At 41.2% G+C, this 14,924-nt stretch carries 17 protein-coding genes; 1 reads left to right on the top strand and 16 read right to left on the bottom strand.

Going from position 1 to position 14,924, the window contains the following annotated elements:
* Positions 1-3: 3 nt before the first annotated feature.
* Both dapB and ACJ9PY_RS16465 read right to left on the bottom strand, forming a co-directional pair.
* Positions 4-804, bottom strand: a complete 801-nt coding sequence (gene dapB / locus ACJ9PY_RS16460) for a 4-hydroxy-tetrahydrodipicolinate reductase (RefSeq protein WP_096337595.1) — start codon at positions 802-804, stop codon at positions 4-6.
* On the bottom strand, positions 797-1,156 hold the full coding sequence (locus tag ACJ9PY_RS16465) for a nucleotide pyrophosphohydrolase (RefSeq protein ID WP_369315034.1): 360 nt from the start codon (positions 1,154-1,156) through the stop codon (positions 797-799). Before ACJ9PY_RS16465 ends, dapB begins: the two co-directional genes overlap by 8 nt.
* Before the next feature lie 167 nt (positions 1,157-1,323).
* Here ACJ9PY_RS16465 and ACJ9PY_RS16470 point away from each other — a divergent pair, with 167 nt between their 5' ends.
* Positions 1,324-2,196 carry a YitT family protein gene (locus ACJ9PY_RS16470; RefSeq protein ID WP_098937403.1) on the top strand — a complete coding sequence of 291 codons (873 nt, stop codon included), beginning with the start codon at positions 1,324-1,326 and terminating at the stop codon, positions 2,194-2,196.
* A gap of 136 nt (positions 2,197-2,332) precedes the next feature.
* On the opposite strand, the gene ACJ9PY_RS16475 is transcribed toward ACJ9PY_RS16470, so the two are convergent.
* The 14 genes from ACJ9PY_RS16475 to aroB all read right to left on the bottom strand — a co-directional run bounded on the left by ACJ9PY_RS16475 (position 2,333) and on the right by aroB (position 14,924).
* Positions 2,333-3,007 carry a zinc metallopeptidase gene (locus ACJ9PY_RS16475; RefSeq protein ID WP_411738595.1) on the bottom strand — a complete coding sequence of 225 codons (675 nt, stop codon included), beginning with the start codon at positions 3,005-3,007 and terminating at the stop codon, positions 2,333-2,335.
* An 85-nt stretch (positions 3,008-3,092) separates the two neighbouring features.
* On the bottom strand, positions 3,093-3,878 hold the full coding sequence (gene ypjB, locus ACJ9PY_RS16480) for a sporulation protein YpjB (RefSeq protein ID WP_034307968.1): 786 nt from the start codon (positions 3,876-3,878) through the stop codon (positions 3,093-3,095).
* A 119-nt stretch (positions 3,879-3,997) separates the two neighbouring features.
* Positions 3,998-4,594 carry a DUF1405 domain-containing protein gene (locus ACJ9PY_RS16485; protein ID WP_098865335.1) on the bottom strand — a complete coding sequence of 199 codons (597 nt, stop codon included), beginning with the start codon at positions 4,592-4,594 and terminating at the stop codon, positions 3,998-4,000.
* Between the two features lie 177 nt (positions 4,595-4,771).
* Complete coding sequence (locus ACJ9PY_RS16490; protein ID WP_034307972.1) at positions 4,772-5,539, bottom strand: menaquinol-cytochrome c reductase cytochrome b/c subunit; 768 nt, start codon at positions 5,537-5,539, stop codon at positions 4,772-4,774.
* A gap of 56 nt (positions 5,540-5,595) precedes the next feature.
* The gene (qcrB, locus tag ACJ9PY_RS16495; protein WP_034307974.1) at positions 5,596-6,270 is read right to left on the bottom strand and encodes a menaquinol-cytochrome c reductase cytochrome b subunit; all 675 of its coding nucleotides are present in this window, start codon (positions 6,268-6,270) and stop codon (positions 5,596-5,598) included.
* A 3-nt stretch (positions 6,271-6,273) separates the two neighbouring features.
* Positions 6,274-6,780 (bottom strand): ubiquinol-cytochrome c reductase iron-sulfur subunit, encoded by a 507-nt coding sequence (locus ACJ9PY_RS16500; RefSeq protein ID WP_057276295.1) that lies wholly within the window; start codon positions 6,778-6,780, stop codon positions 6,274-6,276.
* Positions 6,781-6,940: 160 nt separating this feature from the next.
* Positions 6,941-7,402, bottom strand: coding sequence for a YpiF family protein (locus ACJ9PY_RS16505; protein ID WP_053535588.1), 462 nt, complete (start codon positions 7,400-7,402; stop codon positions 6,941-6,943).
* 161 nt (positions 7,403-7,563) lie between these two features.
* Complete coding sequence (locus ACJ9PY_RS16510) at positions 7,564-8,115, bottom strand: ReoY family proteolytic degradation factor (protein WP_034307987.1); 552 nt, start codon at positions 8,113-8,115, stop codon at positions 7,564-7,566.
* Positions 8,116-8,156: 41 nt separating this feature from the next.
* Positions 8,157-9,428 carry a tetratricopeptide repeat protein gene (locus ACJ9PY_RS16515; RefSeq protein ID WP_057276293.1) on the bottom strand — a complete coding sequence of 424 codons (1,272 nt, stop codon included), beginning with the start codon at positions 9,426-9,428 and terminating at the stop codon, positions 8,157-8,159.
* A 369-nt stretch (positions 9,429-9,797) separates the two neighbouring features.
* Positions 9,798-11,084 (bottom strand): 3-phosphoshikimate 1-carboxyvinyltransferase, encoded by a 1,287-nt coding sequence (aroA, locus tag ACJ9PY_RS16520; protein ID WP_057276292.1) that lies wholly within the window; start codon positions 11,082-11,084, stop codon positions 9,798-9,800.
* Positions 11,085-11,106: 22 nt separating this feature from the next.
* Positions 11,107-12,210, bottom strand: a complete 1,104-nt coding sequence (locus tag ACJ9PY_RS16525) for a prephenate dehydrogenase (RefSeq protein WP_057276291.1) — start codon at positions 12,208-12,210, stop codon at positions 11,107-11,109.
* 47 nt (positions 12,211-12,257) lie between these two features.
* Positions 12,258-13,370, bottom strand: a complete 1,113-nt coding sequence (gene hisC, locus ACJ9PY_RS16530) for a histidinol-phosphate transaminase (RefSeq protein WP_411738596.1) — start codon at positions 13,368-13,370, stop codon at positions 12,258-12,260.
* Between the two features lie 81 nt (positions 13,371-13,451).
* Positions 13,452-13,820 (bottom strand): chorismate mutase, encoded by a 369-nt coding sequence (gene aroH, locus ACJ9PY_RS16535; protein ID WP_082609239.1) that lies wholly within the window; start codon positions 13,818-13,820, stop codon positions 13,452-13,454.
* Positions 13,821-13,844: 24 nt separating this feature from the next.
* Positions 13,845-14,924: a 3-dehydroquinate synthase gene (aroB, locus tag ACJ9PY_RS16540; protein WP_063575747.1), complete on the bottom strand. Its 1,080-nt coding sequence runs from the start codon at positions 14,922-14,924 to the stop codon at positions 13,845-13,847.

The following is a 14,924-nucleotide window of genomic DNA, read 5'->3' on the forward strand; positions in this document are numbered from 1 at the left end:
TCCCTATTCAATAATATTTTCCAAGCCGTATACAAGAACATCCAATTTCATGACGGTATCAACAGCAAGTTTGACTCCTGACATGAAGGAAGCTCGATTAAAGGAATCATGCCTAACCGTCAATAGCTCTCCATCACTTCCAAAAAGCACCTGTTGATGGGCAACGAGTCCCGGTAGACGGACACTGTGGATATGCATGCCATCTACATTTGCACCTCTTGCCCCCTGGATGGTTTCTTTTTCATTAGGGTGCCCCTGTTGTTTTGTTTCACGTACCGCTGCAATCATGTCTGCCGTTTTGGAAGCAGTTCCAGAAGGTGCATCCAGTTTTTGATCATGGTGCATTTCTATGATTTCCACATCCGGGAAATACTTTGCGGCCATTTGGGAAAACTTCATCATCAAAATGGCGCCAATTGCAAAGTTTGGCGCGATGATGCAACCAATGCCTTTTTCTTTTGTCAATGAATCCAGCTTTGCTAAATCTTCTTTTGTAAAACCAGTCGTTCCCACTACAGGGCGGATGCCATGATTAAGTGCCGTTTCTGTATGGAACATGCCCACTTCCGGTGTGGTCAAATCGATCAATACGTCTGCCTCTACAGAAGAAAAGCATTCATTTATATCAGAAAAAACCGGTGCTTCAATCCCGTGAAAACCTTCTATTGCGGAAAGGCTTTCCCCGTTATGCTTGCGATCTATGACAGCTGCCAATTCAAACCCTTCTGTCCTATGTACAAGCTTCACCGCTTCATTTCCCATTCTGCCTCGTGGACCTGCTACAATCACTTTCACTTTACTCATCTTTACCTTCCTCCTCCATTTCCTCTTCTTTTCTTGTCCATCTATCTTTATCGCGGGTTGTGAATTTTTCCATGACCAAATCATGCGAGTTTTGAAGATCAATCCCTAAAGAATTGGCAAAACAAATCAACACAAAAAGCATGTCCCCCAATTCCGCTTCAATGGTATTCTCTTCCTCTGTCGCCTTCTTTGGTTTTTCACCATGGTAATGATTGACTTCCCTAGCCAATTCCCCAAGTTCTTCAGACATGCGGGCGAGCATGGCCAGAGGGCTGAAATATCCTTCTTTAAATTGTCCTATGTATCGGTCGACTTCCGCTTGCATTTGTTGGATCGTCTTTTGATTTTCCATATGAGTCACCCATTCTTGATTTTCGTTTTCAAACATCATACCTTCTCCATGTTAGCTAAAAGTGAAACAGATGACAACAGATACGTTTGGAATCAAAATTGCCCATAGTTGGTTAATTAGTTATAATAAGTAAATTGATGCTATGCAAACCTTTGGAGGTATGGGACATGCTTTTGGGCTTAAAATTGAAAAACATCATATTTATCCTTTTTGGGGCTGGAATATTCGCTTTTGGCCTTGTGCATTTTAACATGCAGAACAACTTGGCCGAGGGCGGATTCACCGGCCTCACCTTGATTATATATCAACTTATCGGGATAAATCCTTCTTATTCTAATTTGATTTTGAATATTCCCTTATTTTTAATCGGGTGGAAATATTTAGGTCGCACATCTTTCTTTTATACGATTATCGGAACGGTTGGCCTCTCCGTTTGGCTATGGGTTTTCGAGAGATACGAATTTGAAATCAATCTCGGTAATGATTTGATGCTTGTGGCATTGTTTGCCGGGGTCTCGGTCGGTGTCGGGCTGGGCATCATTTTTCGTTACGGCGGTACAACAGGCGGAGTGGATATCATTGCCCGTTTTGCCCATCGTTACTTAGGTATTGGCATGGGTCGGACCATGTTCATCTTTGATGCCGTCGTCATTGGCCTATCGATCCTTACCTACCTGGATTACCGGCAAGCGATGTATACCCTCGTTGCCGTTTTCATAGGTGCCCGAGTAATCGACTTTATGCAAGAAGGAGCCTATGCTGCTAGAGGTGCAATGATCATTAGTGATAAAAACAAGGAAATTGCCGAAAAAATCATGAATGATATGGAGCGGGGCGTAACTGTATTAAGGGGCTATGGGTCCTTTACACGCAATGACCGGGAAGTCCTCTATTGTGTTGTTGGGAAAAATGAGTTAGTCCGCTTAAAAAATGCCATAACTTCTGTGGACCCTCATGCATTTGTATCAGTCAGTGAAGTTCATGACGTATTGGGTGAGGGCTTTACCCTTGATGAGAACAAGAATCCCATTGAAAGGTGATCCATTGACTGTACATACCGATTGAATGCAACCCTTATGAATGTTGCCCTGTCCAAATGAATTTTATTAGCAATGTGCAGCAAATACTCTTAAAAATGAAAAAAGGACCCCATCCCAAGATGGTGTCCTTTTCTCATTAATCTTCTTCCCTCATTCCTGTATACATAAGCAGAAGACGAACTAATTCCAGTACGGCTACAAGAGCGGCAGCAACATAAGTCATCGCAGCGGCACTTAATACTTTTTTCGTTTCCCGTTCTTCATCGTTCCGGATGACCCCGGCGGAAACGAGTTGATCCATCGCCCTAGAAGAGGCATTGAATTCAACCGGCAGGGTAATCACTTGGAACAATACAGCGGCTGCCATAAATGCGATACCCGCCAATAGCAACTGAGGAATTGAAGCTAACATCCCGATTAAAATCAAAATCCAAGATATGTTAGAGCCAAAATTAGCTACCGGTACTAATGCATGACGGAAACGCAAGAATGCATAGGCTTCTTTATCTTGAATCGCATGTCCAACTTCATGGGCTGCTACCGCTACACCGGCAACTGAATGGCCGTGATAGTTATCCGATGATAAACGCACCGTTTTATCCCTTGGGTCATAATGGTCCGAAAGCATTCCAGGTGTCTCTTCGACCCTGACATTGAACAGTCCATTTTGATCTAAAATGGCCCGCGCCGTCTCAGCACCGCTCATACCGGAAGAGGCCGATACCTTTGAATATTTTTTATATGTGCTTTTCACTTTCATTTGTGCATAAATCGGGATTAAAATGATAATCGCCAAATAAATGAAATACATGGTATCCTCCTATAACTATTATTACTCTTAATTCTATGGATTGAAGGCAACCGTGTCAAATATAGTGTTCTCTTCCCCTGTCTATTTAATCATTATGTTCTTTCCTTGGTTTTTCCCTATCACCTTTATATTTTCTCCAGCCTACATAAGAAAGCGTCATGATAATGATTGAGCCTGTCGATATGATGACCCACCAAAGGGAAGGATCTGCATCATCTTCACCCATATCATCAAAAATGGAAGTTAGTTCGTTTTGCAACGCATCCAGTTCCTTCTGACTTTCTCCATCACTGATTACCTCCGGACGGTATTGGTTGATGTATTGAATCCTCGTGTCCAGTTGCTGCATCGTTTCTTTAGAAAGGTCGACTTTCAAGCTTGGATATATCATTTCATATTGTGATAGGAATAAGTTCAATTGGCTATTGAAGGTAATTGTGTCTTGATTGATCGCGGCATTCTTTGTCTGCTGGAAAGAATTCATCATTTGATCCTCCATCTCTGTCCAAAGAGGCTGATGGGTGGACTTGACCGCATCAACAACAAGCCGGAACTTTGTAACAGAATTAACCTTTTCGGAATCTCCCTTGTTCATATCCTTTATTGTCATCAACGCCTCATTATGAGCTACTGTGATAATTCGAAGTTCGTCCATGTCAAGGATCTGCTCTTTCGCTGTCTCTTTTAAAAACCGGTCAGAAAAAAACGTCAGCATCTTTTCCGAATCTCCATATCGCTTCAACTTGGTCATTTCCAAGGCTCTATCGGAAATGTTATCTAATTGCTCCAAACTTGAAGAGGATTCTGCATAGACAGGGAAATGTAAGACGACAAATAAAACAGCAATGGTTAATATGAATTTTTTCAACATGCTACTCGTCCCTCCTCATATCTCTACTAAAACGATATGAAAGAAAAAACATGAGTAGACCTCGTTCAACATAAAAAAGTTAACCCTGATTTTACAAAGCTGTATTTAGAGTTAACTTTTTAATGGATGAAGGATAGGGTGGTCCGCTTTTTTCTATATCCAAAGTACCAGCCGACAAAAATGGATAGTATACTGAGCCAAAAAGTGAAATAACCTATCGAATTCATATATACCAATAAATCACGATAAATTGGCATCATTTCGAAAACATAATCGATTATGTCATTATGTATGGTCCAAATCCCTGCCACTATCAAATGCCAAGGTTTTATTCGATAAAATGGTGCATATAATACCCCTTGTATCGCCATCCCCAAATGAGAAGCCATTAACATATAACCTTCCCATGGCAATGAACCGGTTGTCACGAAGGTCATCAAATTCATTGCAACCGCCCATATTCCATATTTGAATAGTGTTATGATCGCCAACGCTTCCATAAGTCCGAAATTCCTTCTTAACAGGAACCCCAATAAAACAAATACAAAAAACAGGCTAGCTGTCGGGCTGTCCGGTACAAATGCCAAAAAAATCGCCGGAGTGTTTTCCAATTGACTACCATACCAATAATATCCATAGGCAGTACCGAATATATTTATTAATAATAACAAAGCGAGCATTTGCCGGTTTGCAAGCAAACTGTAAATAACATTCATTCTTTTACCCTCACTTACATTCTCAAGTATATTCATTTTACAGGCCATCAACCAGAAAACCAAGTATTCATTTCAAATTCCTCTCATATACGCTTCAATTTACCAATAAAAAAGCCGACAACCGTAGTCGTCAGCTTTATTTGCAGCCTATGAAAGAAATTGAAGTTTATGGCTATATTACTTTGTCGATAAACCAGATACAAATTCAGCTAATGTTTTCAGTTCTTCATCTGTACCTTTGAACATGCCAGCTGGCATGGCACCCTGGCCTTTGACTGCGATTTTAGAAATTTCTTCTGGCTTCAATCCAGTGTCAATTAAGCTTGGCGCTCCTGCTCCACCAGTTAATTCTGCTCCGTGACAGCTAATACAGCCATTGGAATCCATCAGTTTATACCCATCGCTCTCTTTATCAATGTCTGCACCTTCCACGATGGCTCCTTGCTTCTTGGAAGCTTCCCAATCGTGATGGGCTGCGGACTCCCATGTTAGATAGAAAACGCCGGCCATTGCCAATAGCATGAAGCCTACAGCAAAAGGACGTTTCGCCGGGCTCCGCTCTGGACCACGATCTAGAAAAGGTGCCAAGAGCAACGCTCCGAAAGCCAAGCCGGGTATTACCATGGACCCGATAGCATTATAAGGACCTGAAGCATAGGTATACTTAAGTAATTGGTAAAGGAATAGGAAATACCAGTCCGGCAGCGGAATATACCCTGTATCTGTTGGATCTGCTATCCTTTCCAATGGTGACGGATGTGCGATTGTCAGGCAAAGGTAGCCTACAAGAAATACAGCTCCTACCATCCATTCTTTTAAAAGGAAATTAGGCCAAAATGCTTCAGTTTTCCCAGGATATTCTGAATAATCTTTCGGAATATTCGGTTTACGGTCCGCGGAGATACGCGAGTCACCTACGAATTTCATACCTTTCCCACGATGCATTGAACAATTCCCCTCCTTTATGAAAAGGTTTTTTTGGTTTTTGGTTCACCATTCTTTTATAGCGGACCTGAAATACCTTGTTTTCGGATCATCAGGAAATGAGCCGCTAGTAAAGCAAATAATGCTGCTGGCAGGAAGAATACATGAATTGCAAAGAATCGTGTCAATGTCTGTGCTCCAACGATGGTTGGATCTCCTGCTATCAATGTCTTGAGTGCCGGTCCCATCAACGGTACCGATTCGACAATTGTCAACGTAACTTTCGTTGCGAATAGCGCTTTCATATCCCATGGCAATAAATAACCAGTCAAGCCTAATGCCAGCATGATGAAGAAAATCAATACGCCGACCATCCAGTTCAATTCACGCGGTTTTTTGTAAGCTCCCTGGAAGAAGACACGAAGAGTATGTAAAAACATCATAACGATAACTAGACTTGCTCCCCAGTGATGCATACCACGGACAATTTGACCGAAGGCAACTTCATTTTGCAAATAATAAACAGATTCCCAAGCGTTTTTAATGTCCGGGACATAGTACATCGTCAAGAACATGCCTGACAAGATTTGGATGACCGTAATAAAGAAAGTTAACCCACCAAAACAATATACGAATGCAGAAAAATGATGTGCGGGGTTAACATGTTCAGGAACCTCATGGTCAGCAATATCCCGCCATAACGGCGTAATATCTAAACGCTCGTCCACCCAGTCATATAACTTTGTTAGCAATGTTTACGCCTCCCCGTGCGGTTTTAGTTGACCCAAATAAAGTATTCCGTCTTTTTCTTTCGTGTCAAAGACATCCAATGGTGAAACTGGCGGTGTCCCTTTCACATTCACCCCATCTTTCGTATACCTGCCGTAATGGCAAGGACAGAAAAATTGATTCGGATTAGTCTTATCCGTATTCCACCCTACCGTACAGCCTAAATGTTTACAGATTGGAGATAAAGCAACGATCTTACCATCATCCGTTTTGTAAACCCAAGCTGTATTTGTTTCTTCAGACTCATACCACCCATCGACCTGTTTAAAACTAAAGTCGACACGGGTTGGTTCGGTAGTGAGTTCACCTACCTTTTGCTTAGTTGCAACGTAATCCCCGCCTTTATCAGCTGATAATACAGGATCAATTGCAAACCTAACCATAGGCATCAACATACCGGCCGCCATAAATCCACCAACGCCAGTAAGTGTGTAATTAAGGAATTGACGTCGTGAAACATTATGCTTGCTCATGCGTTTTCCCCCCCTCTATTACTATACTGAGAGCCCAAAGGACCAATAAATAGCGACACTATAAAACTAGGACATTTCCATGATATCTCAATAATTTACCAAGGTCAATATTTGTAAAACCCAAAAGGTGGCAACTATGTGTCAAATAATGCGAAAAATCCTACTTTTTTTCATTTTTCCAATTATAAGAGAAAATATCAAGGATTTGGAGAACTTGCTGGTTAATCATTTCCCTTGCTTGTTCAATTTCAAGCCCCTCCAAGGGAATGGCAGGAATCCATACTAAATTATTTTCTAATTCCCGCTCTTCTTTTTTCCACTCGAAATCCGATGTAAGAAAGAAAACATGCTCGAAATTATTTTCTTTCACTTCATTGGCCCAACGCTTTAACCGTTCAACCTTATCCATTTCATCGCTTAAATAATGAAATGTCGGCAATAAAAGAATTCTACCTTTCATCTGCTTTTCAATTTCCAAGCTTAAAATGGTAAGAAATTCATTCATTGAGCCCGTTTGCTTCATTTGCCCTTTAAAAGATAGGGGAACCAAAGGAATCAAAACGGTATCCACATACTCTTTTGATTGCATATACATGTCAAGATCTTTTGCTGTCCATTTCATGTTTTTTCTTCACTCCCGATTTTTGAATCAACTCCTTATCATTTTACCATTATTTTTATAACATCTTTACCATATACCCATAGTCTTTACAAAAATGTGGATTTTATCAATATTTTATAAAAAATAAAAACCTTTCCTGTTTAAGGAAAGGTCAATTTATTTCATCCAAGTACTTTCAATTGATTCAATTGTTCGGTTAAATCCTTAAATGCTTGTTCATCATGCTTATCAAGTGCTTCATCGATTTCCTTAAGAAGACGGTCCCTTTGAAAATACAACATGCTTCTTTCTAAAAATTGTTCAGCTAGCAGCTGATCTTTTTCATTCGATGCCGTCGATTTCGGCATGAAGGGATTATGCTCGAGTACCGCTGCATATTGATAGGAAGAGTAAGACGATTTAAAATTAAGCTGAATATAAATGTCTTCGTCCCGATTTAAACGGATATCATGAAAAGATTTCTCTGCATCGGTCGTCATGATATTGGACTTATAGAACCTGAAAGGGACCTCATCCACACAATGTGTCGACATGATCAGTCCACGTGGGCAATATTGTGCATTTTCTACAAAATGAACCTTTTTCATCAGTTGATCATGACTCATTAAGTAATTCAATATCCACACGCATTCTCTTCGTTTCAGTTGATAATGATTTAAGAACCACCGAATAAAATCCTTCTTCTCATTCACAGAAACAGGGGCAGCCACCATGAATTCCCTCCTCTGTCTTGATTTAGTTTTATTTCACTTATCTACATTTCCTCTGTGCTTTCACCTAGCCGCTCCAAGATCATTGCATACTCATCATTCGCCGGATTCATCTCAAGCAGCTTATTAAATACTTCTCTAGATGTGGCTCTGTCTCCTTCTTCAATTAAAAAGAAACCATAATCTTCAAGGAAATCTTGATTGCTCTTGAATGAATTATATGCTTTATGATAGCTGGTTAATGACTCTTTAAATTGTTCGGTATGCTGATAAGATACAGCAGCAATCCAATCAAACTGAGGATCATCCTCTCCATATCGCCTTACTTCACCTATACACTCCAATACATCTTCATACCTTTCTTGGTGCATATACAATTTCAAAAGGGTGAGTGCAGCTTCCAGATATCCCGGATCAATGGCAAGTGCTTCTTTAAATAGATTTTCAGCCTCTTCGTCAAGCCCGCTTTTCAAGGCTATTTTACCACCGAAGAAGTAAAGTTCCTTATTGAATTCATCAGCCTTGATTCCTTCTTTGACCGTTTTCAAGGCATTTTCGAGATCTTCAAGATGTTCATAACTCTTTGCCAGGTACAAATATAGTGAATGATATTCATGATCTAATTCTTTCAGTTCAATAAACTTTCGTACGGCTGTCTCATAAAGACCTGCCTGAAAAGCAGTAAATGCATATTCAAATAGAGTATTGATTTCAAGTCCGTCCTTCAAGGCCTTCTCAAAGTGCGGAAGGGCCTCCTCGAACTTGCCCGAGCTGCTTAATGCTTCAGCAAGCCTCTGATTGACATTAACACCAGCGATTTCTTGTTCCTGTTCCAAAACCTTTATGTAATTTGCAATGGCTTCCTGATCCCTGCCTTGATGAAAGAACAGTTCAGCTAGTGCAAAATCAATGATGATCTCATCTGGAAGCATTTCCTTAGCCTGCAGTAATTTCCGTTCGCTGACCTCATCCATCCCCTGCAATTGATAAAGGTCCGCTTCCAAAAGCAAAGCACTTGGATATACTTCATCATCTGCACTTACTTTTTCAAGCATCAGCATCGCTTCATCTTCCTGGTCCATATCAATTAGGATTTCCGCCAACGAAACAATCAATTCTCCTTCATCGGGATAGAGTTGCAGCAGATGTTCAAAGAGATCCTTTGCCTCTTCCGCAAAGCCAAGCTGGAGCATTTCTTCGGCCAGCAATAAAATGTCCTCTGCTGACTCTGATGATTTAATTCGATTTATATGTTTAAGAGCTTCTGTTAATTCCCCTTTTTTTAAATGCTGTATAACTTGTTCCACTGTGTTCATTGTTGAATCCTTCCTTTTGCATGATAGACTTGGTCCCTAGTCATACACACTCACGCCCTAATGTAATATACTCTGCCATTAAGAACAAAATACCATGTAATCGCGAGATGCATAGTAAACAGTATTCATTAGTTTACCATACTGCAGCCTTGTATTCCATCGATGAAGTCCCCTCCCATTCTCATTAAAAAAAGGTTACTAGTTAATTCTCCATGCTACGGTAAATCTCCTTTTTGATCTTGAACCCCTTTTTCATTATTTTCATGATCAATTCAGGTACAAAACACCCCTGATGTTAGCGCTTTCAACACTTTTAAGCATTTAAAAAAAGTTTACAGACCAAATAAGGTATGTAAACTTTTTTTATATTTACTTTATCAATTGCGTCAAATGCCCAAAAAATTGTGGGTATGATACATCGATGGCATCAGGGTCGGCAAGTTCCACTTCCCCATCCGTTATCAAAGCAGCTACAGCAAGCATCATCCCGATACGATGATCCCCATGGCTTGTAACCATACCTCCATTCAGGGCTTTACGGCCTTTGATGATCAATCCGTCTGCTGTCGGGGTTATATCTGCCCCCAGGATGGAAAGCTCATTTGCAACAGTATCAATTCGATTCGTCTCTTTCACTTTTAATTCTGCTGCATCCTTGATCGTCGTTATCCCTTCTGCCTGTGTCGCCAGAAGTGCAATTACCGGTATTTCATCGATGAGACGGGGAATTAAATCACCGCTGATGGTCGTTCCTTTTAATCGGGAGCTTCTGACCGTGATGTCACCTGCAGGTTCTCCCTCGCTCGTCTTCTTCTCTATCGTGATATCAGCCCCCATCGATTTCATGACTTCGATGATTCCAGTCCTTGTCGAATTAAGGCCCACATTCTTTAATACCACTTCACTATTTTCCGTAATCGCTGCAGCCACCATGAAGAAAGCTGCCGAAGAAATATCACCCGGCACATGGATGGCCGTCCCTTTGAAGACTTGATTTCCGCTTACTTTAATCGTATGGCCGTCCTTTTCGATTTTACCGCCAAACTCCTGGATCATTCGTTCTGTATGATCACGGGTCTCTTCCGGTTCGATAATGATCGTTTCACCTTCTGCCTGTAAACCGGCCAAGATTATCGCAGATTTCACCTGTGCACTCGCTACAGGCAATTCGTAGCGAAACCCTTGTAATTTGCCTCCTCTTATGGCGAGGGGGGTATATTCGGCTCCTTTTCGGCCATCAATGGTTGCTCCCATCTGACGTAGAGGGTTGACTACCCGGGTCATTGGACGTTTGGCTATCGATTCGTCACCTGCCAAAACGGCTGAAAAATCCTGTCCTGCCAATATTCCCATCATTAACCTGATCGTGGTACCAGAATTTCCGACATCCAGTACTGATTCAGGTTCCTTTAATCCATTAAAACCTTTGCCTTCAATTTTGACGTGCTGGCCATCTTGTTCAATATGGACTCCAAGCTGCTTAAAACAGGAAATCGTACTTAAACAATCAGCTCCCGGAAGAAAATTAGTTACTGTCGTTTCCCCTTCGGCAAGGGCTCCAAACATTATCGAACGATGGGAGATCGACTTATCTCCAGGTATGGCAATCGAACCACGCAATGTTTGGATTTTTGTTTGTAATTTTTTAGTATTCATAAAACCATCCTTCCCTATATTATTATGCCAGGATCGTTTCATAATCTGTATGTCTTGAAATACACTCCGCAGCTTTTATGCGATCAACATCCGTTTGGAAACTGATGACCAGCACACCGTATATCTCTTCCCTGGTTTCAATGATCCTTATGTTTGTAATGCTGATACCTTCTTGTGCCAAATATCCGGTAATCTCAGAAATTATTCCGGCATAATCCGGTATATCGATATATAAATCATAAAACGCTGGTATGGCGCCTTTCGCATGTGTCGGCAAATCATCCCTGAAAATCTTGGCATCGGTAAAGAATCGAAGGATTTCTTCACTTTCTTCATTCGCAACCAGACCTTTTATATGCTCCATTTCATTCAGCCAATCATTCATTAATTCAAGCAGCACATCACGGTTATGTAACAAAATGTCACGCCACATTTCCGGACTGCTTGAGGCGATTCTGGTAATATCCCGGAACCCACCAGCTGCGAGCCTTGAAATCAACTTGTTTTCCTTACTGTAATTTTCTGCCTGCTTAACGAGCCCTGATGCGACAATATGCGGAAAATGACTAATGACCCCAGTCAGCTTATCGTGTGTGGCAGGACTAACAATAAGAAAGTTAGCTCTTGTCCCCTGCAGCCACCCTTTCAGCTGCTCAACTTTTTCTTCTTTGATGGTGTCCCCGGGAGTAAGCAAATAAAATGCATGTTCAAATAAATGTAATTTGGCTGCCGCAGCGCCGCTCTTATGGGAACCAGCCATAGGGTGCCCCCCGATGAAGGCCACCCCTTTATCTATCAATGGTTTCGCTGCCTTAACGACTGTATCCTTCGTACTTCCAGCATCAGATATGAGGACATCACTTTTCAAATCCATATCAGCCAATTGAGCTAAAATCTTCACGGTTTCATTGACAGGCACAGCAAGTAGAATCAAATCAGCTTCACATGCTCCCGCTTCCAAAGATGATACAGAATCATCAATGATCCCCAATAGCATCGATAGTTGAATATTCTTTTCACTTAGGTCCATACCAACAATCACGGCTTCAGGATGTGCATGGCGTACAGCCATGGCCAGTGATCCGCCTATTAGACCTAAACCTATTACAAAAACCTTACCCTTCACTCTTCTCTCCCCCGCATCTTTTATGCTCCTCTAGGTTTGATGAAACGTTAAAGCAGCGAATCAGAAGGTGCCTCAACTTCATTCAAAAAAGCTTTAATAGCATGGATCATTCCTTCATTTTCTTCCGTGGAACCAATCGTTACCCTCAGGCTGTTAGGAAAACCGAAAGATTTCCCCGACCTTGCGATGAAGCCGCGCTCAAGCAAATATTGAAATACCACATCGGCATCCTGTTTAAAATGGATAAAGATGAAATTACCTTGTGACGCGTAATAAGCCAAATTTTCCTTATTGCAAAATTCATAGTACTGCTTTAGCCCTTTTTGATTTTCTTCCTTGCATTTTTCAATGAAGGCCTGATCTTCCAAAGCGACGATAGCAATATTCTGTGCAAATGTGTTCACATTGAATGGTTCCCGGGATGGATCTAGTTTCTGGATGATATCCTCATCCGCCAAACCGTACCCTACCCTAAAACTGGCAAGTCCATAAATTTTTGAGAAAGTCCGGAGTATGATCAAATTTTTATATTTATTGATCCATTGATTCGTTCTAGGGTAATCCTCAGCCGTTGCATATTCACAATAAGCTTCATCCAAAACGATAAGAACATCTTCCGGCACTTTTTCGATGAACGATAATAAGTCCTGTTCCGAAATGTATTTACCTGTTGGATTATTTGGTGTACAAAGCCATACAACCGATGTTTCATCATCTATTACTTTAAGCATTCCTTCTAGATCATGAGCACCGTCAATATGAGGAACTTCCCTTATTTCCGCTCCTTCTAGTGTGGCATTATGGCGATACTGCGAAAAAGTGCCTGTTGCCATGACCGTATTCTTTCCAGCTCCCAATAGACTCCTGGAGATGATTTGAATGTTCTCATCAGATCCATTTCCAAAAATAAGCTGTGTTTCTTTCACACCTGTATGTTTCGCAACAGCTTCCCTTAGCATCGTTGCATATCCATCTGGATAGATGGCAAACGAATGGGTTGAATTCCTAACGGATTCCTTGACCTTTTCCGAACAGCCAAAAGGATTTTCATTTGAAGCTAATTTCGTGATTTTTTCCAGCCCGTATAATTTTTTCACTTCATCAGTGGATTTTCCCGGTTGATAAGACTTCAAGGAAAGGACCGCATCATTCCATTTCATGTCAATCACCTCTATATATTTATCACTTTAAAGTAAGAAAGTGTGAGAATAGTATATCATATTAATAGATTTATAATCATCTTATATCTGCTTTGTCAAATCTGGCCGTAATACCGTAGCCCCTGCCTGGTATACATGCTGTATCTCTTTTTGAGATTTTGTCGTATTTACGTGGATCATGACCCGGATGCAAAATGGCAAGGAATTGCTCACCGGTATTTCTTTCATGCATGTAACCGGTACATAAGTCCAGCCTTCGAATTTCCTCAAGGCTTTGGCAGGGAAGACAGAACGAATCTCTTCCGTAGCAGAAAAAAATACAGAAGCTACCATATCGGGATCAACTTCGTTGACCTGAATGATCTCGGCCATCAACTTTTCGACAGCTGAAATCACTTCCATTTCTGTGTCACTTTCTACTGTAGTGGCACCCCTTATTCCTCTTATCACACATAGTCCCCCTTCTACTGAACTCTAAATCATCTCCGCCATTTCCTCTATCAGCTCAGAGTCGGCTATATCCATTAATAGCGGTGACCCCACTTCGTTTAGCAGGACAAAGGTAGCTGCATCATTGACCGATTTTTTGTCTGTTTTCATTAATTCTAGCAGCATTTCATGTTCAAGTCGGGTTGGAATGGTTATTTCATAACCTAAAGAAGAAACCCAGGCAATAAACTCATCTAGTTTAAAATCAAGATCCACTTTCTTTCTGCTTAGTTTAAGAGCATATACCATCCCGATTAAAATCGATTCCCCATGCGTAAAGTTTCCGTATCCCATTGAACCTTCCACTGCATGTCCAAGCGTATGACCAAAATTCAAAAAGGCACGAATGCCGTTTTCCTTCTCATCCTCTTCGACAATTTTAGCTTTAATGCCAATCCCTTTTGTAATCATGGTAAGGAATTGCTCATCCGTTATATCATTCAAATCAACAATATTCGACTTTAACCATAGATAAAGCTCATTATCTGCTATCAAGGAATGTTTAATGACTTCTGCAAAACCTGACCTTAATTCTTTAAGTGGCAGAGTCTTTAAAAATTCCAGATCATAAATGACCGCTTCAGGCTGATGAAAGGCCCCAATCATATTTTTCCCTAGCGGGTGATTGATGGCAACCTTGCCGCCCACTGCACTGTCGTGGGCAAGCAAAGTCGTCGGAACCTGTATAAATGGAATCCCTCTCATAAATGTAGCTGCAACGAATCCAGCCAAGTCACCGACTGCACCGCCGCCAAGGGCAATAATCAATGACTTGCGATTAATCTGTTGTGTTAAGCAGAAGCTTTGGCATTCATAAAACACATCGAATGTTTTGGCATGCTCCCCTTCTGGCACTACATGATGCAAGACCGGTTTTCCCGTCTTGATCAGGGCGTCCTTCACAGTCTGCAAATGAAGTGCCGCCACCTTCTCATCAGTTATGATCAGAATCTTGTTTAGATGATTCAGCTCATGTGTTATTAATTCGGGCAATTCATTGATTGCCTTCTTGCCAATTAAAACCGGATATTGCTTGGAAGCCGTTTTTATTTGGATGGATTCCAT

This window comes from Peribacillus sp. S4, assembly GCF_046715815.1.
Taxonomy (GTDB): domain Bacteria; phylum Bacillota; class Bacilli; order Bacillales; family DSM-1321; genus Peribacillus; species Peribacillus frigoritolerans.